The 24,543-nt window shown below is 51.8% G+C and carries 19 protein-coding genes; 8 read left to right on the plus strand and 11 right to left on the minus strand.

Annotation, left to right across the window (positions count from 1 at the left end; all coding sequences use genetic code 11):
* The first annotated feature begins 19 nt into the window (after positions 1-19).
* Positions 20-2,464, plus strand: coding sequence for a trimethylamine-N-oxide reductase 2 (locus tag ACO7SM_RS05870; RefSeq protein WP_490470067.1), 2,445 nt, complete (start codon positions 20-22; stop codon positions 2,462-2,464).
* Positions 2,465-2,578: 114 nt separating this feature from the next.
* Here ACO7SM_RS05870 and ACO7SM_RS05875 read toward each other — a convergent pair whose 3' ends face one another.
* A complete protein-coding gene (locus ACO7SM_RS05875; RefSeq protein ID WP_490470068.1) occupies positions 2,579-2,785 on the minus strand; it encodes a YfgG family protein in 207 nt (68 codons plus the stop codon).
* A gap of 352 nt (positions 2,786-3,137) precedes the next feature.
* Between ACO7SM_RS05875 and ACO7SM_RS05880 the strand changes: the two genes are divergently transcribed.
* The gene (locus ACO7SM_RS05880) at positions 3,138-5,378 is read left to right on the plus strand and encodes a bifunctional diguanylate cyclase/phosphodiesterase (protein WP_490470069.1); all 2,241 of its coding nucleotides are present in this window, start codon (positions 3,138-3,140) and stop codon (positions 5,376-5,378) included.
* 7 nt (positions 5,379-5,385) lie between these two features.
* On the opposite strand, the gene ppx is transcribed toward ACO7SM_RS05880, so the two are convergent.
* From ppx to purM, 4 genes are all read right to left on the minus strand, one after another.
* Positions 5,386-6,930: an exopolyphosphatase gene (gene ppx / locus ACO7SM_RS05885; RefSeq protein WP_490470070.1), complete on the minus strand. Its 1,545-nt coding sequence runs from the start codon at positions 6,928-6,930 to the stop codon at positions 5,386-5,388.
* A 4-nt stretch (positions 6,931-6,934) separates the two neighbouring features.
* Positions 6,935-9,001, minus strand: coding sequence for a polyphosphate kinase 1 (ppk1, locus tag ACO7SM_RS05890; RefSeq protein WP_490470071.1), 2,067 nt, complete (start codon positions 8,999-9,001; stop codon positions 6,935-6,937).
* A 211-nt stretch (positions 9,002-9,212) separates the two neighbouring features.
* Positions 9,213-9,851 (minus strand): phosphoribosylglycinamide formyltransferase, encoded by a 639-nt coding sequence (gene purN / locus ACO7SM_RS05895; protein WP_490470877.1) that lies wholly within the window; start codon positions 9,849-9,851, stop codon positions 9,213-9,215.
* Entirely contained in the window at positions 9,851-10,888 is a 1,038-nt protein-coding gene (gene purM / locus ACO7SM_RS05900; RefSeq protein WP_490470072.1) for a phosphoribosylformylglycinamidine cyclo-ligase, read from the minus strand. Before purM ends, purN begins: the two co-directional genes overlap by 1 nt.
* 286 nt (positions 10,889-11,174) lie before the next feature.
* On the opposite strand from purM, the gene ACO7SM_RS05905 reads away from it, so the two are divergent.
* The 4 genes from ACO7SM_RS05905 (at position 11,175) to ACO7SM_RS05920 (ending at position 15,626) form a co-directional block, all read left to right on the plus strand.
* Positions 11,175-12,605 carry a 6-phospho-beta-glucosidase gene (locus ACO7SM_RS05905; RefSeq protein WP_490470073.1) on the plus strand — a complete coding sequence of 477 codons (1,431 nt, stop codon included), beginning with the start codon at positions 11,175-11,177 and terminating at the stop codon, positions 12,603-12,605.
* 221 nt (positions 12,606-12,826) lie between these two features.
* Positions 12,827-13,453 (plus strand): uracil phosphoribosyltransferase, encoded by a 627-nt coding sequence (upp, locus tag ACO7SM_RS05910; protein WP_490470074.1) that lies wholly within the window; start codon positions 12,827-12,829, stop codon positions 13,451-13,453.
* An 86-nt stretch (positions 13,454-13,539) separates the two neighbouring features.
* Positions 13,540-14,829, plus strand: coding sequence for a uracil permease (uraA, locus tag ACO7SM_RS05915; protein ID WP_490470075.1), 1,290 nt, complete (start codon positions 13,540-13,542; stop codon positions 14,827-14,829).
* Between the two features lie 95 nt (positions 14,830-14,924).
* Positions 14,925-15,626, plus strand: a complete 702-nt coding sequence (locus tag ACO7SM_RS05920) for a DnaA inactivator Hda (protein WP_490470878.1) — start codon at positions 14,925-14,927, stop codon at positions 15,624-15,626.
* Positions 15,627-15,695: 69 nt separating this feature from the next.
* Here the strand turns inward: ACO7SM_RS05920 and ACO7SM_RS05925 are convergent, their stop codons facing one another.
* From ACO7SM_RS05925 to celB, 3 genes are read right to left on the minus strand one after another with little or no spacing between them, the layout of a single operon-like run.
* Positions 15,696-17,165: a leucyl aminopeptidase family protein gene (locus ACO7SM_RS05925; protein WP_490470076.1), complete on the minus strand. Its 1,470-nt coding sequence runs from the start codon at positions 17,163-17,165 to the stop codon at positions 15,696-15,698.
* The gene (locus tag ACO7SM_RS05930) at positions 17,165-18,121 is read right to left on the minus strand and encodes a glycosylasparaginase (RefSeq protein WP_490470077.1); all 957 of its coding nucleotides are present in this window, start codon (positions 18,119-18,121) and stop codon (positions 17,165-17,167) included. The genes ACO7SM_RS05925 and ACO7SM_RS05930 overlap by 1 nt, the downstream gene beginning before the upstream one ends.
* A 3-nt stretch (positions 18,122-18,124) precedes the next feature.
* Entirely contained in the window at positions 18,125-19,444 is a 1,320-nt protein-coding gene (gene celB / locus ACO7SM_RS05935; protein ID WP_490470078.1) for a PTS cellobiose transporter subunit IIC, read from the minus strand.
* Positions 19,445-19,599: 155 nt separating this feature from the next.
* Between celB and ACO7SM_RS05940 the strand changes: the two genes are divergently transcribed.
* Positions 19,600-20,445: a transposase family protein gene (locus tag ACO7SM_RS05940; protein WP_490470079.1), complete on the plus strand. Its 846-nt coding sequence runs from the start codon at positions 19,600-19,602 to the stop codon at positions 20,443-20,445.
* On the opposite strand, the gene arsC is transcribed toward ACO7SM_RS05940, so the two are convergent.
* Entirely contained in the window at positions 20,442-20,801 is a 360-nt protein-coding gene (arsC, locus tag ACO7SM_RS05945; protein ID WP_490470080.1) for an arsenate reductase (glutaredoxin), read from the minus strand. The genes ACO7SM_RS05940 and arsC overlap by 4 nt on opposite strands.
* Before the next feature lie 11 nt (positions 20,802-20,812).
* The gene (gene bepA / locus ACO7SM_RS05950) at positions 20,813-22,276 is read right to left on the minus strand and encodes a beta-barrel assembly-enhancing protease (protein ID WP_490470081.1); all 1,464 of its coding nucleotides are present in this window, start codon (positions 22,274-22,276) and stop codon (positions 20,813-20,815) included.
* 224 nt (positions 22,277-22,500) lie between these two features.
* Here bepA and ACO7SM_RS05955 point away from each other — a divergent pair, with 224 nt between their 5' ends.
* Positions 22,501-23,565, plus strand: coding sequence for an AI-2E family transporter (locus tag ACO7SM_RS05955; protein WP_490470082.1), 1,065 nt, complete (start codon positions 22,501-22,503; stop codon positions 23,563-23,565).
* A 76-nt stretch (positions 23,566-23,641) separates the two neighbouring features.
* Here ACO7SM_RS05955 and focA read toward each other — a convergent pair whose 3' ends face one another.
* Positions 23,642-24,493 (minus strand): formate transporter FocA, encoded by an 852-nt coding sequence (focA, locus tag ACO7SM_RS05960; RefSeq protein ID WP_490470083.1) that lies wholly within the window; start codon positions 24,491-24,493, stop codon positions 23,642-23,644.
* Positions 24,494-24,543: the final 50 nt, after the last annotated feature.

The following is a 24,543-nucleotide window of genomic DNA, read 5'->3' on the forward strand; positions in this document are numbered from 1 at the left end:
GACAACTCCAGGAGAAATCATGAAACTCACAAGACGTGACTTTATCAAAACGGCTGGCGCGGCAACCGGGACTATGGCGATTTCTTCAATGATCCCGATGCCCGCCTGGGCCGCAGATCCGGGGGGCGGCGCAGTTCTGACAGCGGCGCGCTGGGGGGCTCTTTATGTTGAAGTCAAAGACGGGAAGGTTGTCTCTTCGAAAGGGGCATTACAAAAAACGATTCCTAACTCATTGCAACAGACAGCACCTGACCAGGTTCATACCAGCGCGCGTATAAAATATCCGATGGTGCGTAAAAGCTATCTGGAAAATCCAGGAAAGGCAGAGGGTAATCGGGGAAGCGATCCTTTTGTCCGTGTGAGTTGGGAGCAGGCGCTCAAACTTATCCATGAACAGCACAGTCGGATCCGTAGCAGCTATGGCCCTGCGTCGGTATTTGCCGGTTCTTATGGCTGGCGTTCCAGCGGTGTGTTGCACAAAGCGCAAACCCTATTGCAGAGATACATGAGCATGGCGGGGGGGTATGCAGGTCATTCCGGTGATTATTCTACCGGCGCGGCACAAGTGATCCTGCCTTATGTCGTCGGATCGGTGGAAGTCTACGAACAACAAACAACGTGGCCGATGATTCTTGAACACAGCCAGGTTGTGGTGCTGTGGGGGATGAACCCGCTTAACACATTAAAAATTGCCTGGAGCAGTACTGACGAGCAGGGACTTGAGTACTTTAATTTGCTCAAAAAATCGGGCAAGAGCGTGATTGCTATCGACCCAATGCGCTCTGAAACCATTGAATTTTTTGGTGATAATGCCACCTGGATTGCGCCGCACATGGGGACGGATGTTGCGATGATGCTGGGCATTGCACATACGCTGGTGAAAAAGGGTCTGCATGATAAGGCCTTCCTTGAGAAATACACGACCGGTTATCCACAGTTTGAAGAGTACCTGCTGGGTAAAAGCGATAAAACAGAGAAAACTGCGGAGTGGGCCGCTGGCGTATGTGGTGTCCCTGCAGAGCAAATCGAGAAACTGGCGGAAATCTTCTCCGGTAATAAGACGATGCTCATGGCGGGTTGGGGCATTCAGCGTCAGCAATATGGTGAGCAAAAACACTGGATGCTGGTAACCCTGGCAGCCATGTTGGGACAAATTGGCACGGAAGGCGGCGGCTTTGGTTTCTCCTACCATTATTCTAATGGCGGTAACCCGACGCGCACGGGCGGGGTGTTACCTGCAATTTCAGCGAAGATTGAAGGCGGCTCCTCCGCAGGCAATGACTGGGCGGTTTCCGACGCGGTGACGAGCCTTCCCGTCGCGCGCATTGTCGAAGCGCTCGAAAACCCGGGTGGAAAATATCAGCATAATGGTAAAGAACAAACCTTCCCGGATATCAAAATGATCTGGTGGGCAGGTGGCGGGAACTTTACCCATCACCAGGATACGAACCGTTTAATTAAAGCGTGGCAGAAACCAGAGCTGGTCGTCATCTCTGAGTGCTACTGGACTGCGGCAGCCAAACACGCCGATATTGTTCTGCCGATTACCACATCGTTTGAACGTAACGATCTCACCATGACCGGGGATTACAGTAACCAACATCTGGTGCCAATGAAGCAGGTTATTGAGCCTCAATTTGAAGCGCGCAATGACTTTGATGTGTTTGCCGATCTGGCAGAGATGCTCAAAGCGGGCGGTAAAGCTGTCTATACCGAAGGTAAAGATGAAATGGCGTGGCTGAAGCAATTCTACGACGCTGCGCAAAAGGCCGCGCGTACGCAGCGTGTAGCGATGCCTCAGTTCAATGCCTTTTGGCAACAGAATAAATTGATCGAGATGCGTGAGAACGAGAAGAATAACAAGTATGTCCGTTACGCTGACTTTCGCAGCGACCCGGTGATGAATGCGCTTGGAACACCAAGCGGAAAGATTGAGCTCTACTCGAAAACGATTGAAGGATATCAGTACAAAGATTGCCCGCCGCATGCTTCATGGCTGGAACCGGATGAGTGGAAAGGCTCAGCGGATAAGGATCAGTTGCAGTTGCTGACCGCTCACCCTGCGCATCGCCTGCACAGTCAGTTGAATTACGCTTCACTGCGTAAAGAGTACGCCATTGCCAATCGTGAGCCGGTGACCATTCACCCGGAGGATGCGAAGGCTCGCGGTATTTCCGATGGTGATTTGGTTCGGGTATGGAACGGTCGCGGACAAGTGCTGGTGGGCGCGCGCGTCAGTGATGGAATTAAACCCGGGATTATCTGCATTCATGAAGGAGCCTGGCCGGACCTGGAGAATGGGATCTGTAAAAATGGCGGTGCTAACGTACTGACCGCGGATATTCCGACTTCCCGACTGGCAAACGGCTGTGCGGGGAATACGTCACTGGTCTACGCAGAGAAATTCACCGGTGAAGCGCCAAAACTGACCGCGTTTGACGAGCCTGCGATTGTCACCCTGTAGAACGGTACACGGGGTGTTTGTCTGAACAAAACGGGAGTCTGTGTACTCCCGTTTTTACTGCTCAATGCCAGGGTTGAATGAAAATATATTAAATTACAACGATGTGGGGAGTTTTTAGTCGCGAACAGAATATGACTGTGATGGCGTTTCAGTTATCAGGGTTGATTGTTGTGATTCTTTTTTATCCTGATGATGATGCCAGGCGCCAATGGAAGAGTAGACGAAGCGTCCAAAAAAGAAGAGAAAACTGATAAGCAGTACGATACGGGTCATGCGAGTGTTAAATCGATGTCGTTTTCGCATACTGGTTGCCTGACTCACAAAAGGTTCCTTAGGGTGGGCCCAACGCGTGGGCGATAATGACATTAAGGCACACTGTGAGGCGATGGTCAATTCTTCATTATGTAAAATTACGTCAGTTAATTCATCATATAATGTTATGAGATTAAATTTTATATTTAAATAAATAATAATTTAATGATAAAGCAACAAAAATAAATCACTAATTAATTAGTGATAAGTGAGTTATTTGACATAAGTCAAATGTTACACGCTGACGATAACTAAAATCTATGCTCCACAATTGTGATGAGTTTTTTATCATTTTTCTGACGTCAGGTGGGATGCCTGTCTGAATAAAGCCTTCAGGAAACGGAGGTTCTGCTGAGCATCTATGAACCTTAAGACATTATATATTCGTATCAGAGATAAATGGTGGGCACTGCCTCTCATCTTGCCCTCTTTGTTATTACCCTTATTGAGTAATACCAATACCTTTGCAAGTACTGCAACAGGTAATGTGGTGTTGTTTTATCTGCCTCTGGCATTAATGTTAAGCCTGATGCTATTTTTCGGTTGGGCGGCGTTACCCGGAATTGCCATTGCTATCTTCTGGTTTAAATTTTCGCAGGTAGGATGGAACGAGACGCTGCCCATTATCATTCATTTTGTGGTAACGGTTGTGCTCAGTTGGGGAGGGTATCATGTGTTCGCCCCGCGGCGTGGGCATGTCTATCATGGCGATGTACGGTTAGTCTTTCAGCGAATGTTCTGGCAGGTATTTTTCCCGGCATCGCTGTTTTTAGTCATATTTCAATTTGCCGCCTTTGTGGGAATGTATGATAGCAAACCTCATTTGATGGGGGTCATGCCTTTCAATATCAAAGCATTGATTGATTATCAGGCGTTATTGGTTGGAAATCTTGTCGGGGTTCCGCTGTGCTATTTGATCATTCGCATTATACGAAACCCATGCTATTTATATGGTTATTTTTCGCAACTTAAACTGCAAATTGATGCGAAAGTAACGAAAAAAGAAATAGCTATCTGGCTGATAGTATTGGGTATGCTGATGATTTTGTTATGCATGCCTTTAGATGAAGATAGCTCAATACTTAGCACAAACTATACGTTGTCACTCCTGTTACCCGTTATGTTATGGGGGGCAATGCGTTACGGTTATAAATTTATTTCGCCGTTATGGGCGATAATACTCATAGTCTCGATAAATTATTATCACCGTTATATGCCGTTGTATTCCGGTTACGATACCCAACTGGCTATTACATCTTCGAGCTATCTGGTTTTTTCATTTATTGTGAATTATATGGCGATACTGGCGACGCGCCAGAGGATTGTCAGTAGCCGTGCTCGCCGTCTCGCTTACTTTGATCCTGTTGTGCATCTTCCCAATTTACGCGCGCTGAACCGGGCTCTCAAAAGCGCCCCCTGGTCTGCCCTCTGTTATTTGCGTGTACCAGGAATGGAATTACTCATTAAAAATTATGGGATTATGTTGCGCATTCAATACAAGCAACAACTCTCCCACTGGATCTCTCCGTTATTGGCGCAAGAGGAGTGTGTGTTTCAACTGTCCGGCAACGATTTGGTGCTGCGTCTGAACACTGAATCCCACCAGCAGCGGATAGACGCTCTGGATAACCATATAAAACAATTTCGATTTGTATGGGATGGGATGCCAATGCAGCCGCAGGTTGGGGTCAGTTACTGCTATGTCCGCTCGCCAGTTAACCACATCTATCTGTTATTGGGGGAATTAAGTACCGTTGCTGAACTTTCAATCGTGACAAATACGCCGGAGAATCTGCAACGTCGCGGTGCCATGAATCTGCAGCGCGGGCTGAAAGACAAAGTGGCGATGATGAATCTTCTGCAACGGGCGCTGGAGTACGATCGCTTTTGTCTGATGGCTCAACCCATTCAGGGCGTTCGCGGCGATGTCTACCATGAAATTCTGCTGCGGCTAAAAGATCAGAACGGCGGGATGATTAATCCCGATATTTTTCTGCCTGTCGCCCATGAGTTTGGTTTGTCTTCCAGTATCGATCTCTGGGTTATTGAACATACATTGCAGTTTATGGCGGTGAATCGGCAAAAAATGCCTGCCCGGCGTTTTGCCATCAATCTGTCACCGACATCAGTGTGTCGTGCCCGTTTCCCCATAGAGGTGAGTAAACTGCTGACTCACTACCAGGTTGAAGCCTGGCAATTGATATTCGAGGTCACTGAGAGTAACGCCCTCGCCGATGCCGAGCATGCACAAACGACCCTGTCGCAATTGCAGCAACTGGGCTGTCAGATTGCTATTGATGATTTTGGCACCGGGTATGCGAGCTATGCACGTCTGAAAAACGTGAACGCAAATATTCTCAAAATCGACGGCAGTTTTATTCGCAATATCGTCTCGAACAGTCTCGACTATCAGATTGTGGCTTCCATTTGCCATCTGGCGCGCATGAAAAAGATGTTGGTGGTGGCTGAGCACGTGGAAAGTGAAGAGATACGTAGCGCGGTTATCTCGCTGGGTATCGATTACCTGCAGGGTTATCTGATAGGGGAGCCGCTGCGACTGGAAGATACGCTGGGGAAACAGGCGCCGGAGTCCGGCACCTGAATGAGGATCATGCCGCAATATCGGGCGAGCTTTCTTCTTCTTCAATGGTCAGACGCCAACCGGTTACGGCTTCCCAGTATTGCTGCTCTCTTTCCAGATCGAGCAAAACCAGCGCGTTCTGGCTGAACCAGTCGTGGGGGAAACGTAAAATCCAGTGACTGTCCTGGGTTATCAGCGTTAGGGTTGGCGGCGTGGTCGTTGCCTGGCGCTGATTGTTCAGCAGGACGCCAAGGCGCAACAACTGGATGAGCGGCAGGAACTGCTTCTTCTTAAACAGGGTAAAGCGGGGCAAATCATCCAGTTTTACGGCCTTACGATGGTAACGAACTAATGTCGCCATCATCATTTGCTGTTCCTGGTTAAAACCGGGCAGATCGCTGTGTTGAAGAATATAGGCTGAATGGCGGTGCAGACCGCTATGGTTGATGTTCAGCCCGACTTCATGCAGCATCGCCGCCCATTTCAGTAACGCTTCCAGTTGCGGGTTCACCAGTTTAGGTTGCTGCGACTGCCACTGATCATACATCTGCATCGTGGTATCCAGCACCCGTCTTGCCTGTTCGCTGTCGATATTGTACTGGTTCGCCAGACTGCTGGCGGTACGGCTGCGCACGTCCTGATGACGGAATCGGCCTTCCATTTCATACAAGACACCTTCACGCAGCGCGCCATCGGAAAGTCGCAGTTCACGGATGGCCAGCGCGTCAAAAACACCGCACAGGATCGCCAGACCCGGTACAAAAACCACTTTACGTTCTTCGGAAAGCCCCGGAAGACTGAGCGCGTCGAATGAGCGATGTTTGAGAACTTCAGCTTTCAGCTTATCCAGACGCTCAGGCGTAATAAAACCATCTTTCTCGCCCATTTCCAGCAGCACTTCGTGTGCCGCTTTAATGGTGCCGGAAGCGCCCAGCGCAACGTTCCAGCCCTGGATGCGGAACTGCCAGGTCAATGTTTCCAGTTTTTGCGCAGCGGCCATCCGCGCACGCTGGAAGTTCTCCTGGTTAATCACGCCGCCCCGGAAGTAGAGCTGCGCAAAGCTGACGCAACCCATACGACGACTTTCAACCAGCTTCGGTTCAAAGTTCTCGCCGATGACCAGTTCTGTTGAACCGCCACCAATATCGATAACCAGCTTGCGGCCTTTTTCCGGTTGCGTATGTTCCACGCCCATGAAAATCAGACGAGCTTCTTCGTTACCGGAAATGATTTCAATGGGGTAGGGGATGACCTTTTCCGCACGCTTTAGAAAATCAGTGGCATTCAGCGCCTGACGTAACGTATGGGTCCCGACAATACAGACGCTCGACGGCGCGAAACCTTGCAGGCGTTCAGCAAACAAGGATAAGCAACTTAAGCCGCGTTCCATCGCCTCTTCACTCAGCCTGCCGTCTTCACCGAGACCATCGGCCAGATGGACACGCTGTTTCAGCCGGCCGATAATTTGCATCGCGCCATCCACAACGCGCGCAATGACCATATGGAAACTGTTTGAACCGAGGTCGACCGCAGCAAACTCCTGCGGTCGGGGTGTCCTGTCATGTATTGGCATAGCGTTAGTCTGGTTGCTCAAGTGATTTGATGTAGTCGTAGATCGCCAATTGAGACTGCACTTTGCGGCGATTTCCACGCGGTACATAGCGATTACTCAGTTCTTTATCGATATAACGGGCTTTAACCGTGTCGCTGAACAGAATGTCTATAATATCAAGAACCCGCTGTTTGAGGCGAGGGTCAAGCAACGGTGTGGCAACCTCAATTCGATAATCGATATTGCGCGTCATCCAGTCGGCGGAGGAGAGATACACCTGCTTATCGCCGCCATTCTCGAAAATATAGACCCGGTCATGCTCAAGGTAGCGATCCACGATGCTGATCACCCGAATATTGTCGCTGATGCCTTCCAGATTTGGGATCAGCGAACACATCCCGCGGATCAGCAGGTTAATCTGCACACCGGAACCGGATGCGGCATACAGTCTGTCAACCAGCCCTTTATCGACCAGATTATTGAGCTTCAGCGTGATGCCCGACGGTAAGCCCTGTTGCGCATTCGCGATTTCCCGGTCGATCATTTCATACAGCAGACGACGGGAGTTTTGCGGCGAAACCAGCAGGTAATCGAATGTCACCGGACGATACGGGTTCTCGATAAAATTGAACACCCGACGCACTTCGTTGGTGATCCGCGCATCCGCAGTCAGTAATGAATAATCGGTATACAGACGCGCTGTTTTTTCGTTGAAGTTCCCGGTGCCGATGTGTGCGTAACGCACCACGTCGTCGCCTTCTTTACGCGAGATAAGGAACAGCTTGGCGTGAATTTTCAGCCCCGGCGCAGAGAAGATCACATGGACGCCAGCCTCAGTCAGACGCTTAGCCCAGTGGATATTGGCTTCCTCATCGAAGCGTGCCTGCAATTCTACAACCACGGTCACTTTTTTGCCGTTGTGAGCGGCGTGGATCATCGCGTCAATAATGCGCGAGTCTTTCGCCACGCGATAAATATTAATTTTTATCGCCAGAACACTCGGATCAAAAGAGGCCTGACGCAGCAGTTCCAGCACATGCTCAAAGGTATGGTATGGATAATAGAGCAGCACATCTTGCTCACGAATGGCGTCAAAGCCATTGCGGAACTTTTCTTTATCAAACCAGATATGGCGCTGCCGCGGTAACGGTTTATTCACCAGATTGGCTTTGCCCACATTGGGGAAATTAATAAAGTCTTTGAAGTTATGGTAACGCCCGCCGGGAACAATCGAGTCATAGCGGGAAATGGTCAGTTTTTCTCGCAGAACTTCCACCAGCGCATTAGGCATATCACGTTGATAGACAAAGCGAACCGGCTCTGCTGTCAGACGTTGCTTCAGGCTGGAGGACATCAGCTCCATCAGACTGGATTCCATTTCGTGCACCAAATCGTATTCGGCGTCACGGGTCATCTTCATGGAATACGCATTGAGAGCATCGTAATCAAAGAACCCTTTGAAGATATCGTCGAGGCAGTAGCGTAGAATGTTATCCAGCAAAATCATTGGCTTGCGGCGGCGTGGCGCTTCCGGCGGCAGATTCACAAAACGAGGAACCTTGTCGGAAGGAATTTCCAGTAGCGCGTAGCGGATGGTATCTCCGCGAATAATCTCCACCGCCAGATAGGTATAATCATCCTTCAGAAACTGAACTAAATCCGTCTCCCGGTTGATTAAAATCGGCGTAATGTGTTGGCGAAGATAGTGTTTAAAATAGTGGCGCAACCAGTCTTGCTGGTTTACCGACAGTTGGCGTTCGTTAATCAGGAAAATTTGATTACGCGCCATCTCCAGCAGTAATTCGTTATACAGGCCGTCAAATTCTTGATCGGCTTTCAATACGCGGGACTGGATTTTGCCTAACAGGTGACGAGAATGAGAATTTGAACCCTGTTCTTCACTAATAATGATGCGACGCTTTAATTCGGCAAAGCGGACTTTGTAGAATTCGTCAAGGTTATTGGAATAGATGCCTAAAAAACGCATCCGTTCAATCAGCGGGTTTGATTTATCCGCTGCTTCCTGGAGTACGCGTTCATTGAACGCTAACCAGCTCAGTTCTTTCTCGATGTATAGCTTTTCCTGACCCATTACAACTTTTACTCCGTTTCAATCACGGGACACTGCCGGGTTATTATGGCGAGCATTACTGTCAGATGTCCAACTGCGCCAGAAGAGTATGACAATAAACCGTCTGTGGCATGTGAGCAACCGACGCATTTTTGCGAAAAGGATGGGGAGACGAACAAGAGATACAGGAGTCGTTCCCCGTCAGTGGTGACTAACGGGGAACGAAGAGACGTTACTCGTCTGATGCGTATCCCTGAGGAGAGAGTTTGATGCCGTCAAGCCATGCTGCGTTTTCGCGCATTTCAAGACGTCCATCAACAAACCAGCTAACCACTAACGGGTAAATAGCGTGCTCCTGCACCTGAACGCGTGCGGTGATGTCATCCTCGCTATCGCCCTCAAAAACCGGGATTTTAGCCTGGAGAATCACCGGGCCGCCATCCAGTTCATCAGTAACAAAATGCACAGACGTGCCGTGCTCTTCATCGCCGTTTTCCAGCGCCTGACGATGCGTATGCAGGCCTGGGTACTTCGGCAACAGGGAAGGGTGAATATTGAGCAAACGCCCTTCGTAGTGCGCGACAAACGCCGGACTGAGAATTCGCATATAGCCTGCCAGTACCACCACATCGGGGGCATAAGCATCAATTTCCCGCATCAGTTCGCGATCGAACGCTTCACGATTGGCAAATTGACTGGCGGTCAGCGCATGCGCTGGAATACCTGCTTCCCGGGCACGTTCAAGGCCGAACGCGTCGGCCTTATTGCTGAATACTGCCCTGAGGGTGCCTTTAATTTTCTGCTCTTTGCAGGCGTCGATAATTGCCTGCAAATTGCTTCCGTTACCGGAAATAAGCACCACAATATTCATCATTCAATAACCACACGCTGTTCGGAATCAGAGGCTTTGATGATACCGATTTTCCACGCATTTTCACCTTTGGCCTTCAGCAGCGTGAGTGCGTTATCGACTTCCGCTTCCGGCAGGGCAATCACCATCCCGACGCCGCAGTTGAAAGTGCGATACATTTCATGCTGACTGACATTACCTGCGGTTTTCAGCCAGTCAAAGACGGCCGGCCACTGCCAGGAGGATTCATCAATCACTGCCTGTGTGTTGTCGGGCAGAACGCGCGGGATGTTCTCCCAGAAACCGCCGCCTGTCAGGTGAGCGATAGCGTGTACATCAACCTGTTCAATCAGTTCCAGAATTGACTTCACATAGATACGCGTTGGCGCCAGCAGATGGTCGGCTAACGGTTTGCCTTCGAGTTCTGTCGTTTCAGGGTCGCAACCGCTGACCTCGATAATTTTACGCACCAGAGAGTAACCGTTGGAGTGCGGGCCACTGGAACCCAGCGCGATCAGCACATCGCCGTCAGCCACTTTCGAGCCGTCAATAATTTCTGATTTTTCGACCACGCCCACACAGAACCCGGCCACGTCGTAATCTTCGCCGTGATACATGCCCGGCATTTCAGCGGTTTCTCCGCCAACCAACGCGCAGCCAGACTGCAGACAACCCTCGGCAATACCGCTTATCACACTGGAGGCCGTGTCGACATCCAGTTTGCCGGTGGCATAGTAATCCAGGAAAAACAGCGGCTCTGCGCCCTGAACCACCAGATCGTTAACGCACATCGCCACGAGATCGATACCAATGGTGTCGTGACGTTTTAAATCCATTGCCAGACGCAGTTTTGTCCCTACGCCATCAGTGCCGGAAACCAGTACAGGCTCACGATATTTTTGCGGCAATGCGCACAGCGCGCCGAAGCCACCCAGACCGCCCATCACTTCGGGACGACGGGTTTTCTTCACTACGCCTTTGATTCGATCAACCAGAGCATTACCCGCGTCGATATCAACACCGGCATCTTTATAGCTAAGAGAGGTTTTATCGGTCACTGCTTGGGTCCCCACGCGTTTACTTGCGGTGAAAATTAAATTCGGCGCAATTCTAACAGGGAAAGCAAACGTTTGCGAGCCTGCTTTGCATCGGCATAGAACTGCTGATTTTTTCAACATTTCACTCTCGAAATTCTGGTTATTTGAACTGCACCACGAAAATGAACCCGGTTTCATTTTCGTGCTTGAAACCTGCCTGATAAATGCACAGTATCGTAATGAAACCGGTTTCTGTAAGTGTGGCCTGAGACTGTGGCCAGCAAATTGCGACGAATGAGGGAAGCGTATGTCTGGATTTAAAGCGAATTTCATGTGGGGAGGCGCAGTGGCGGCTCACCAGTTAGAAGGCGGCTGGCAGGAAGGGGGAAAAGGCGTCAGCGTGGCGGATGTTATGACCGCCGGTGCGCACGGTATTCCCAGAGAGATAACCCCCGGCGTCATTCCCGGTAAGAATTACCCCAATCACGAAGCCATCGATTTCTATCACCGCTATAAAGACGACATTTCGCTCTTTGCCGAAATGGGATTTACATGTTTCCGTACCTCCATCGCGTGGACGCGTATTTTTCCAAAAGGCGACGAGCTGGAGCCGAATGAAGCCGGTCTGCAATTTTATGACTCTCTGTTTGATGAATGTCTGAAACACGGCATTGAACCTGTTATTACGCTGTCGCATTTCGAGATGCCGTATCACCTGGTGACGGAATATGGCGGCTGGCGCAACCGTAAGCTCATCGACTTCTTCGTTCGCTTTGCACAGGTGGTTTTTAAACGCTACCAGCACAAAGTGAAGTACTGGATGACGTTCAATGAAATCAACAACCAGGCCAACTTCCACGAAGACTTTGCGCCCTTCACCAACTCGGGTCTGAAATACCTGCCGGGTGAAGACCGCGAGCCCGTGATGTTCCAGGCGGCGCATTACGAACTGGTGGCCAGTGCGCTGGCGGTGAAAGCGGGGCGTGAAATTAACCCGTCACTGCAAATCGGCTGCATGATCGCCATGTGCCCAATCTATCCGCTGACCTGTGCGCCGAACGACATGATGATGGCGATGAACGCCATGCATCGCCGCTACTGGTTCACCGATGTGCACGTGCGTGGGAAATATCCGCAGCATCTGCTGAACTACTTTGCGCGCCGGGGTTTTACGCTGGATATCACTGAAGACGATAAACAGGCGCTGACGCAGGGCTGCGTCGACTATATTGGTTTCAGCTATTATATGTCGTTCACGACCAAAGCGACGGCGGATAACCCACAACTGGACTACGACGAAAGCACCAGCCTGGTCTCTAATCCGTATGTGCAGAAGTCCGACTGGGGGTGGCAGATTGACCCGGTGGGGCTGCGTTATTCGCTCAACTGGTTCTGGGATCACTATCAGCTACCGCTGTTCATCGTCGAAAACGGCTTTGGCGCGATTGATGTCCAGCAGGCCGATGGCTCTGTAGACGATCAATACCGCATCGATTATATGGCCGCGCACATCCGTGAAATGAAAAAAGCGGTGGTAGAAGACGGCGTTGATCTGATGGGGTACACCCCGTGGGGCTGCATTGATTTAGTTTCTGCGGGGACGGGTGAAATGAAAAAACGCTACGGCTTTATCTATGTCGATAAAAATAATGATGGCAGCGGGACACTGGCACGCCATCCGAAGAAATCATTTGCCTGGTATCAGCAGGTGATTGCTTCTAACGGTGAAAAACTGTAATCCGCGCAAGCGGTCAGCATGGGTTGGCCGCTCTCCCTTTTCGGTTTCATGTTCGTTTTTTTGCTTAGCGCTGAGACATTCATCTGTCGAATATTTGCTCTATTCACGCCAACCCCTCCTATGCTTGATCAACATCAAGTAAATAAATGTTGCCCACGAAAAGAATGGCGGTATAATCCGTCGATTTTTTTTGTGGCTGCCCTATTCAAAGGAGAAAGAGAATGAAGATTGTGGAAGTGAAACACCCACTCGTCAAACACAAGCTGGGCCTGATGCGCGAGCACGACATCAGCACTAAACGCTTCCGTGAACTCGCCTCCGAAGTTGGCAGCCTGCTGACTTATGAAGCCACCGCGGGTCTGGAAACAGAAAAAGTGACTATCGAAGGCTGGAACGGCCCGGTAGAAGTTGACCAGATCAAAGGCAAGAAAATTACCGTTGTGCCAATCCTGCGCGCAGGCCTGGGCATGATGGACGGCGTACTGGAAAACGTCCCGAGCGCGCGTATCAGCGTTGTGGGCATGTACCGTGACGAAGAGACGCTGGAGCCGGTACCGTACTTCCAGAAGCTGGTTTCCAACATCGACGAGCGTATGGCGCTGATTGTTGACCCGATGCTGGCAACCGGCGGTTCCGTTATCGCCACCATCGACCTGCTGAAGAAAGCGGGCTGCTCCAGCATTAAGGTGCTGGTACTGGTTGCGGCGCCGGAAGGTATCGCGGCGCTGGAAAAAGCGCACCCGGACATCGAGCTGTACACGGCGTCGATTGATCAGGGACTCAACGAGCACGGATACATTATTCCGGGCCTCGGCGATGCCGGCGATAAGATCTTTGGTACGAAGTAAACGAAACAATAAAAAGAGCCGACTTTTAGAGTCGGCTTTTTTTTGAATAAAACACCAATAACATACAACACTCAGAGGAAAACACTATGACGCGCCGTGCTATCGGGGTGAGTGAAAGACCGCCGCTTTTACAGACTATCCCGCTTAGTTTGCAGCATTTGTTTGCCATGTTTGGCGCAACCGTGCTGGTGCCAGTCCTGTTTCATATCAACCCGGCCACTGTCCTGCTGTTTAACGGCATTGGCACCTTGCTGTACCTCTTTATTTGTAAAGGTAAAATTCCTGCCTATTTAGGTTCAAGCTTTGCCTTTATCTCCCCGGTTCTGCTGTTGCTGCCTCTGGGATATGAAGTCGCGTTAGGCGGCTTTATTATGTGCGGCGTACTGTTCTGCCTGGTTTCTGTCATTGTGAAGAAAGCGGGAACCGGCTGGCTGGATGTGATGTTCCCCCCTGCGGCGATGGGCGCAATCGTTGCCGTCATCGGTCTGGAGCTGGCGGGTGTCGCAGCAGGGATGGCGGGATTACTGCCTGCCGAAGGCCAAACGCCGGACTCGAAAACCATCATCATTTCTATGGTGACCCTGGCGGTAACGGTATTCGGCTCCGTGCTGTTCCGTGGCTTTATGGCAATCATCCCGATTCTGATCGGTGTGCTGGCGGGCTATGCGCTGTCGTTTGCGATGGGCGTTGTGGATACCACGCCGATTGCGCAGGCACACTGGTTTGCGCTGCCGACTTTTTATACTCCGCGTTTTGAGTGGTTTGCCATTCTGACGATTCTGCCTGCTGCGCTGGTGGTTATTGCGGAACACGTCGGTCACCTGGTCGTCACGGCGAATATCGTGAAGAAAGATCTGATCCGCGATCCGGGTTTGCACCGCTCAATGTTTGCAAACGGCCTGTCGACCGTCATCTCCGGCTTCTTTGGCTCCACGCCAAACACCACCTACGGTGAGAACATCGGCGTGATGGCGATTACGCGTGTGTACAGTACCTGGGTTATCGGCGGCGCAGCCATTATTGCGATTCTGCTTTCCTGCGTAGGTAAACTGGCTGCCGCCATTCAGATTATCCCCCTGCCGGTGATGGGCGGCGTGTCGCTGTTGCTGTACGGGGTGATCGGCGCATCGGGTATCCGCGTATTGATCGAATCCAAAGTCGATTATAACAAAGCGCAAAACCTGATCCTGACATCGGTCATTCTGATAATCGGTGTCAGCGGCGCGAAGGTGCACATTGGCGCGGCAGAGCTGAAAGGTATGGCGCTGGCGACCATCGTCGGGATTGGCCTGAGCCTGATTTTCAAAGTGATCTCACTGTTACGTCCGGAAGAAGTCGTACTGGATGCGCAGGATGCGGATCGTCCTCAGCACTAACTCTCAGTCCGGGCAGCGATGCTGCCCGGTTCTATCGCGACGGAATTCTGTGGTAAACTCACTGCGATTTTGTGAAATCCTGGGTTGAGGTATCTCTGAACACACCGGCACAGCTCTCTCTGCCACTTTATCTTCCTGACGATGAAACGTTTGCAAGTTTCTGGCCGGGGGATAACGCCTCTTTACTGGCCGCGCTGCAAAACGTGCTACGCCAGGAACATAGCGGATATATTTATCTCTGGTCGCGCGAAGGTGCGGGCAGAAGCCATCTGCTGCATGCCGCGTGCGCCGAGTTGTCGCAGCGTGGCGATGCGGTCGGTTATGTCCCGCTGGATAAACGCACCTGGTTTGTACCCGAAGTTCTCGACGGAATGGAACATTTGTCGCTGGTATGCATTGATAATATTGAATGCGTGGCGGGAGACGAACTGTGGGAGATGGCGATCTTCGATCTCTACAACCGTATCCTGGAGTCGGGAAAAACCCGCTTATTGATCACCGGCGATCGCCCTCCGCGTCAGTTAAACCTCGGGCTGCCCGATCTGGCCTCTCGTCTGGACTGGGGGCAAATCTATAAACTTCAGCCGCTCTCAGATGAAGATAAACTCCAGGCTTTACAGCTGCGGGCAAGATTACGTGGTTTCGAACTGCCGGAAGATGTGGGACGTTTCCTGCTAAAGCGACTGGACAGAGAAATGCGTACGCTCTTTGATACGCTGGATCAGCTCGATCATGCCTCCATTTCCGCGCAACGCAAGCTGACCATACCGTTTGTGAAAGAGACGCTGAAGTTATAGAACCGTAGGCCGGGTAAGGCGAAGCCGCCACCCGGCTTTGTTGCCCGGCGGCGCTCCGCTTGCACGGGCCTACGATCCATGCCTTTTATGATATTTCGCGATCATTTCATCCATTATTTCAATATCGAACAACAAATGCTCGATCAACAAGGGTATCGGCCTTCCTGACGCCACGCTTCTCCCGCCTTCACGCCACAACGCAGTCCCGCTGATATCCAGGTGCGCCCACGGGATCGTCGGCGGACAGAAATGGTGCAGCAGCCACGCCGCCGAGGCGCTGATCGCCGCGTTGTTAGTGGGTGTATTGCACAGGTCGGCAATTGTACTTTCGGTCTGCTTTTTCAGCCGCGCATCCAGCGGCAGGGACCACACTTCGTCTCCGCTTTTGATTCCCGCCCGGGTCAGATGATCCCGTAACACGTCGCACTGCGTCATCAACCCACTCAACTCATAGCCCAGCGCTTTCACCACCGCGCCGGTTAACGTTGCCATATCAATAATATAATGCGCCTTTGGATGACGCTGACTCGCCCAGGCGATGGCATCGGCCAGCACCAGCCGTCCTTCGGCATCGGTATTGTTGATTTCCACCGTCAGACCGTTGCAGGCGCGTGCGACGGTTCCGGGCTGCATCGCGTTCGGGCCGATGGCGTTTTCTGCCAGCGCCAGCACGCCCATGATGCGTACCGGTAAATTTAACTGTGCGACGGTCAGCAGCAATCCCAGCACATTGGCCGCGCCGCACATGTCGTACTTCATGGTGTACATACCCGCGCCTTCTTTCAGCCACAGGCCACCGGTATCAAACGTAATGCCTTTGCCCACATAGCAGCGTACCGGCCCCCCGGCGATGCCATCATAGTGAATGGCAAGCAAACGCGGCGGGCAGGTTGCGCCTTTACCCACGGCATGAAGCAGACCCAATTGCTGTTCAATAATCTGTTTTTCATCAAGTATTTCACAGCGAAGGGCAGGGAAGGCGGAGCACAGCCTTTGTGCTTCTGTCACCACAAACTGTGGTGTACAGCGGTCTGACGGAATATCGGCCAGGCGGCGTGCAGCAAGCATGCCATTGGCAATCGCCTGCTGTTGGCGAAATAGCGCCTCTAGCTTTTTTTGCTGCGCGGGCAGACAAAGTGCGTCTATATGACAAATCCGCACTGATGCACTGTCTGCTTTTTTGAGCTGTAAATCGCTGAGCCGGTGCGCCTGGTTGAACAAAAAGCGCAATAACTGCATCAGAACGGTGTCATGGATGTTCGTCACATCAATAACCACACGGGGACTGACAGGCGCTGCCAGCAACGGACGCAACGCGCTCAGCAAACTTTCGGTCAGACTGTCATGCCAGAAGGCTTCAGGAAGTAGCGTAATACGTGCGAACGGCGCGCAGCCAAAACACGCATCGGCCGTATTATCCTGCTGGCGCATCTCGTTGATGAGCGGGGTATCGGGTAGCAGCGGGCAGGATACGCGTGCAATAAGATGGCTTTCCGACTGCGTCTCTGTGAGTGAATGAATTAGCTGCCAGGTAATCATTATTCTTCCTCTATCGGGGCACGAATTCGCGCAGCGTAGGCCTGCATCCATTCATCATCGACCGGCTGATAATGCGTCTTTTCGTGTTGGCGCTCGGCGCGATAAACGGTGAGCGGATGGTGGGCGGAGGCCACGGTGAATGAAAAGGTTTTGATATTGGTGGCGGCGCCAAACTCACCTTTATTGTTCATACAGACAACGGAGAGATCGCCCGCGCGGCCAAAGCGCGACATCAGCTTGTCTTCCAGTTCAAATACCACGGAGTCGGCGGCATGTTGCGGCGTCATCCCCTGCGCCATGCGGCGCACGATTTCATAACTGACGCAGCCTTTCATCAGGTCTTCACCAACGCCTGTGGCGGTCGCCGCACCTGTCTCGCTGTCGCAATAGAAGCCGGAACCCATGATTGGCGAGTCGCCAATACGTCCGCGTTTTTTCATAAACAGGCCGCTGGTGGAGGTCGCGACGCTCATTGAACCGTGTTTATCAAGCCCGATAATTCCGACCGTATCGTGGCCGTCATAGGGGCTCAAACCTTTATCCAGCGTATCGCGACAGCGCTTGCGATAATGTTGCATCGCGCGGTCAGTCAGCATGGTTTTGCTCGAAAATCCCTGACTAAGCGCCCACTCGCGAGCCCCCTGGCCCACCAGTAAATTGTTATAACGCTGGCGGCTTAATGCGTGAGCCACCCGCACCGGGTTGGCAATATCGATCAGATTGCCCACCGCGCCAAACGCCAGCGTATCGCCATCCATAAAAGCGGCGTCCAGTTCGACATCGCCATTTTCAGTGGGCAAACCACCGTAGCCAACGGATTTATACAACGGAAAGTCTTCAACAGCGGTAACGGCGTCGACGACGGCTGAGGCCGCACGTTTCCCTGCCGCCAGCGCAGATGCAGACTCGGTGACGCCCTCAAGCGCCATTCGCCAGGTGGCGATAATTCCCCACATGGTTTACTCCTGTTTAGCCAGCGTGGCTTCGGTTTGCGTAACAGACGCGATTTCTGCCGCGCGGTATTGCTTGTCCAGAATACGCAGGAAAGGCAAATACAGCATGGCGCCAATCAGCAGGTTGATAAGCTGCATAATGCTGCCGCTGATATGCCCGGTCACGATAAAGCCGCTGATGACCGGCGGCAGCGTCCAGGGGATAAACACCCCGGTCGTTACCGCCACCATGCCGATTTTCATGGCGGCGTACTGGATGCTCACCAGTACCAGCGGCACCAGGTTGAATGGAATCAGCATGATCGGGTTCATAATCACCGGCAGGCCAAACAAAATCGGTTCATTGATATTGAACAGTGATGCGCCCGCGCCCAGTCGGGCCACTTCTCGCATGTTTTTGCTGCGGGCGAAAATCAACATGGCAATAACCAGCGACAGCGTCGCGCCCGCGCCGCCCATCCAGATCATGTCAAAAAATTGTTCGGTGATAATGTGCGGCGGGGTGATGCCCGCCTGAATCGCGGCGATGTTATCGGTCTGATTTTCCATCCATGACGGGCGAATGATGCCGTTGACCATCGAACCGGAGTTAATGCCTACTGACCACAAAATGGTAATGCTAAATACCGTCAGCAGCGCGCCAATGTAAGAGGTGCCGAAGTGGCGTACCGGGGTGGCAACGACTTCGTAAATAAACTGATGAATTGTCTGATAGTGGGTGTTCTGGAAGAGAATACGAATGGCGAGCACCAGAATCATCACCAGCAATGCCGGAATCAGCGCGGCGAAGGACTCCTGCACGGCTGGCGGCACGCCATCGGGCATTTTGATCACCAACTTTTTACGCTTCAGCCAGCAGAATAACTCTGTCCAGAGTAGCGAGCCAATCATGGCCACGAACAGCCCTTTGCTGCCGATCCACTCAACCGGCATCACCGTAATACCGCCGTTTTCAGCGACTTTGATAAACGGGGTGAGAATTAGAAAACTGACCAGCGACAGAATCCCGCAGGAGACACGGTCATCGCCATAATATTCTGCCAGTCTAAAGCCGACCAGAAAGCAGATAAACAGCGACATGGTAGAGAAAACGGCATTAAACGGGATCTCAACGATGTTGCCCCAGTTTTCGCCAAAGGTACTGGACATGAAATGCTGATAGCCCTCATTGGGAAACGACGAGATCACCAGCAGGATAGAACCGACGATAATAAATGGCATGAACGAGACGTATGCGCCGCGAATCGCACCTAAATGACGCTGCTGCGCCGTTTTCGCTGCGATGGGCATCAGTTTCGCTTCAAGAAATCCCAGAACATTGTTCATTGTGAACTCCGTACAAGATCAGGTGACGTGATGTGTGTTATGTCTGCGGATTATCAGTGAAGCAGAGCGGTTGAAAGGTGAATCAGGTCACAATGTAATCGCTGTGTTACTATAAATCTCATCTGATTAGTTACGAATGTGCGGGAATATTTACGATGGAAATCAAATTACACGCCAATGCCACGACCACGCCACGTATTCGTCGCTATCTCCAGAATTCGGATAAAAGTGACAGAGAGCTTGCCGCTGAGCTTGGCATATCGGTGACTACCGTGCGGCGCTGGCGTTGCCGCGAAGCAGTTTTAGACAAGAAAACGACGCCTTCGGTGATACACAAAGCGCTGAGACAAGAACAGGTATCTCTGGTTAATGCATTGCGTGACGTGTCGGGCGCGCCACTGGATGAACTGCTGTTGCTGGTGAATGATGTGTTGGGGATACCGGTCTCCCGTGCGACGCTGAACCGGTATTTAAAACCGGTGGCGGCTAAACACTGGGACGCGCCGCTGCAAGGGAAAAAAGCGTTAAAAGCGGGGCTGTTGCCACATCGACTGGAGGTGCATCATCTTCTGCTGTCATTGCATATGGACGATGGCGGCGAGCATCATTTGTTGTGGGCGCGTGAACCGTTAAGCGGGTGGTGTTTTGCCCGACTGTATGCCGGGATCTCACCGCAGCGCGTGGTGAACTGGCTGGAAGAATTGCTGAGTGAATGTCCGGCTGATATACAATCTATTGAGACTTTTCTTTTTGAGGCCGACAGCGCCAGCGTGAGAAGCGCGCTAACGCGGCGTGGAATTGAGCACAAAATCAATACGGGTTCACCGGTCAGGGTGCAGGTGGCTATTCCCTTAATGACGATAATTCCGCGATTGCAAACAGAAGCCGCCAGTCAGTTGCTGATTCAGTTAGGCGAATTTTATAACGCAGGGCGGGCGCAAAAAAAATTGGGCGATAAGACGCCGCAGGCTTTTCTTGAAGCGCTGCGGCAGGAGGATTAGCGGACGATCTCCAGTACCTGTTCTGGCGGGCGACCGATACGCGCCTGGCCGCTGGCAACCACAATCGGGCGCTCCATCAGTTTCGGGTTCTCTACCATTGCCTGAATCAGCGCCTCTTCGCTTAACTGGCTGTCTGCCAGGTTGAGCGAAGCATAAAGATCTTCTTTCTGGCGCATTAGCTCACGTGCGCTGGACATCCCCAACATCTGTAACAGCTCACGCAGGGTGGCGGCATCTGCGGGGGTTTCCAGATAGAGCACCACTTCCGGCTCCACGCCGTTTGATTTCAGCAGGCTAAGCGTCTCGCGGCTCTTCGAGCAGCGAGGATTATGGTAGATTTTTACCGTGTCAGACATGCGTTCTCCTTTTACATCTTTTCATACGGCTTGAAGCGTTGCTGTAGCTGGCGCAACTGGTCGATGCGGGCATCGTAACGCGCCTGTTGCTGGCTCCCCAGTTTGACCTGAGAGCTTGCGTTGCTGAGCATGGTGATTGCCTGATCCAGACGTCCCGACAGTGCATACACCTCAGCACGGGCAGCCAGTTCTTGATCTCGGTTATTTATCGCCGCTTCCACCTGCGCCAGCAAGTCCCAGCCGTTGCTGTCATCTTTATTATTGAAGGTATAGCGATTGAGGATGGTTGCGGCCTCTTGCGCTTGTCCTCCCTGAAACAAGGCATTGGCCAGGTTGAGTTGCAGGACGGGGTTAACGCGGAGATCGCGGGCGCTTTTCAGCCGGTTAATGGCATCGCTGGTTTTCTTCTGACCCAGATCGATATCGGTCGCCAGGTCGAGATACCACGCATTGTTCGGCTCTGCGCTCAGCAATGGCTGTAGCGTTTTACGCGCCTCGTCATATTTATTGGCTTCCATCGCCTGTAACGCTTTGCCATATTGCGCTGCGCGTTGCTGGCGAACGTTGCCCTTGCTCCATTCATCCAACAGGTCGCTGGTTAACTGGTTGCGCCCTGAATTGTACATCCCCAGCGTACGCGCTTTCGCCAGATAAAAGTCTTCTGAAGATTGCACTACGTTGGGCCGCATCTGGTTCGCACGGTTACGGGCGTCCGCAAGACGGCTTTCCGGCAAGGGGTGAGTGAGCAAAATTTCAGGTGGTCGGGTGGAGTAACGCGCCTGATCGAGCAGTTTTTCCAGGAACGTCGGCATTGCCTGAGGATCGAAGCCCGAACGTTGCAGAACCTGAATACCGATACGATCGGCTTCCTGTTCGTTTTGCTGCGTGAAGCTGATCATCCCCTGGCGCGTACCCGCCAGAGTCCCGGTGAGCGCCGCCATACCCGCCTGCGGGCTGGCCATCGCCAGTAATATTGAACCTAACGCGCCAACCCAGGTGAGCGGGGCGCTACGCTGTTGATCTTCCATCGCACGCGCCAGGTGACGTTGAGTCACGTGGGAGATTTCGTGCGCCATAACGGAAGCCAGTTGGCTTTCGTTGTCGGAATAGCGAAAAAGCGCGGAGTGCAGAACGACGTTGCCGCCGAAGAAGGCAAAGGCGTTTATTTCGTCGTTATTAATCAAAAAGAAATGGAAAGGGGTTTTCACCGAATCGGCATGAGAGACCAGGCGCATCCCGAGGGTATTGATGTACTGTACCAATAGCGGATCGTTAATCAGCGGTGCGCTGCCTCGCAGTTGGCGAACATAATAATCGCCCATCTGCATTTCCTGACCGATGGAAAGCGTGCTGGCTGCCGAGGTCCCCATATCGGGCAGTGTGTCCGTTGGATCTGCAAACGCGGGCGCTATCTGACCGAGGGTCAGCGCAGCGATGAGGGTAGCAACCAGGTTTTTTTTAAACTGCCTGAACATGACCTCTGTCCTGTATTCTTTAAGATAGCCATTTGACCGATGCTGCGAAATATCGTTCCCGCGTCGGTGACATTGGGAGTGTAACTGTGAAACCCGACAATGAACACCCGGACCAGGATGCTTTTCAGTTTCCTGAATCAGCCATAAAAAGCGAAGTCTTTTTTGAGACATTTCGATACAATTCGGGATCGCAATCCCGCTATTGAGTTCAGGGAAGGGTTTTTATGCTCGAAATGTTGATGCAATGGTATCGCCGTCGCTTTAGCGACCCAGAGGCGATTGCCTTGCTGGTTATTCTGGTGGCTGGTTTTAGCATCCTGTTCTTTTTTAGTGGGCTTTTAGCGCCGCTGCTGGTGGCGCTTGTGCTGGCCTATCTGCTCGAGTGGCCGACAGTGCGTCTGGAGGCGATTGGCTGTTCCCGGCGATGGGCAACCTCAATTGTGCTGGTGTTCTTCGTCGGCATATTGTTGTTGATGGCATTTGTGGTGATGCCGGTAGCGTGGCAGCAGGGGATCTATTTAATCCGCGACATGCCGGGCATGCTGAATAAGCTCTCCGATTTTGCGGCGACATTGCCGCGTCGCTATCCGGCGCTAATGGATGCCGGGATCATTGATGCAATGGCGGAAAATTTGCGCACCCGAATGCTCTCAATGGGCGATTCGGTGGTGAAATATTCGCTGGCGTCACTGGTGGGGCTGTTGACCCTGGCGGTCTATCTGGTGCTGGTGCCACTGATGGTTTTCTTCCTGATCAAAGATAAAGATCAGATGCTGAATGCCGTGCGTCGGGTTCTGCCGCGAAATCGGGGTCTGGCAGGCCAGGTCTGGAAAGAGATGAATCAGCAGATTACCAACTATATTCGCGGCAAAGTGCTGGAAATGGTGGTCGTTGGCGTGGCGACGTGGCTCGGCTTTTTACTGTTTGGCCTGAACTACTCATTGCTGCTGGCGGTTCTGGTCGGATTCTCGGTGCTGATCCCTTACATCGGCGCATTTGTGGTGACGATTCCGGTGGTGGGAGTGGCGTTGTTCCAGTTTGGTTTAGGGCCGGAGTTCTGGAGCTGTTTTGCCGTGTACCTGATTATTCAGGCGCTGGACGGCAATCTGCTGGTGCCGGTGCTGTTCTCTGAAGCCGTTAATCTTCACCCCTTAGTGATTATTTTATCGGTAGTCATTTTTGGCGGTCTGTGGGGATTCTGGGGCGTCTTTTTTGCCATTCCACTGGCAACGTTAATCAAAGCGGTGGTTCACGCCTGGCCAGATGGACAGACCACGCTCGAAGAGTAATCTTTAGCCCATAAAATAGCCCGGCGACGATATGCGCGCCGGGCTACCCTTCATCTCTCTGTACTTGCGTTACTATTCAGTGTGTTGCTTTACGCAAATAAATGATCCAGTACGTCACGCTGACTAACAAACCGCCGCCAATAATATTGCCGAGGGTCACCGGGATCAGATTATCGGCAATGAAATTGCTTATTGTTAAGGCCGGGAAATTATCCGCCGTGGTTTGCGTAAGATTCCAGAATGCGTCCGGTGAAAAATTGCGAATCAGAATGGCCAGAGGGATAAGAAACATATTGGCGATGCTGTGCTCGAAACCGCTGGCAACAAACATGCTGATCGGTAATAACATGGCGGCAATTTTATCGGTGAGCGAATGGCCGGAATAACTTATCCAGACCGCGAGGCAGACCATTAAATTACACAGCGTGCCCAGACAAACGGCTTCGATAAAGGTGTGATGCATTTTGTGATCGGCGGTTTGTAAAACGTTTAGCCCCCACAAACCGTTGCTGGTCATCGCCTGCCCGGAAAACCAAATCAGGCACACAAAAAAGAGCGCGCCGACCAAATTACCGCAATAGACGATAAACCAGTTGATCATTAATTGCCGCCAACTGATCAGCCCACTCGCTTTGGCCATGACCGTCATTACTGTCGACGTAAACAAATCAGCACCACAAACGACGACAAAAATAAGACCGAGGGAAAAACAGAGACCGCCAACCAGTTTGGTTAACGCCGTCGCAGGCCCTGCGCCAGTGGTGACGGTAATATAAAAGACAAAGGCAATAGAAATGAACACACCAGCAGTAATTGCCAGAAAAAATGCCAATTCCTTTTTCTTTGTCACCTTATACACGCCGGCCTGTTCGGCGACTTTTGCCATTTCTGCAGGCATTCTCAAATCTAAAGAAACGCTGTTCTTCATAAGATGCTCCTGAATAGCACTGAGATATTGAAGACTGCCTATCTTTATGC

It is taken from the genome of Citrobacter sp. LJND-P06 (assembly GCF_058188415.1).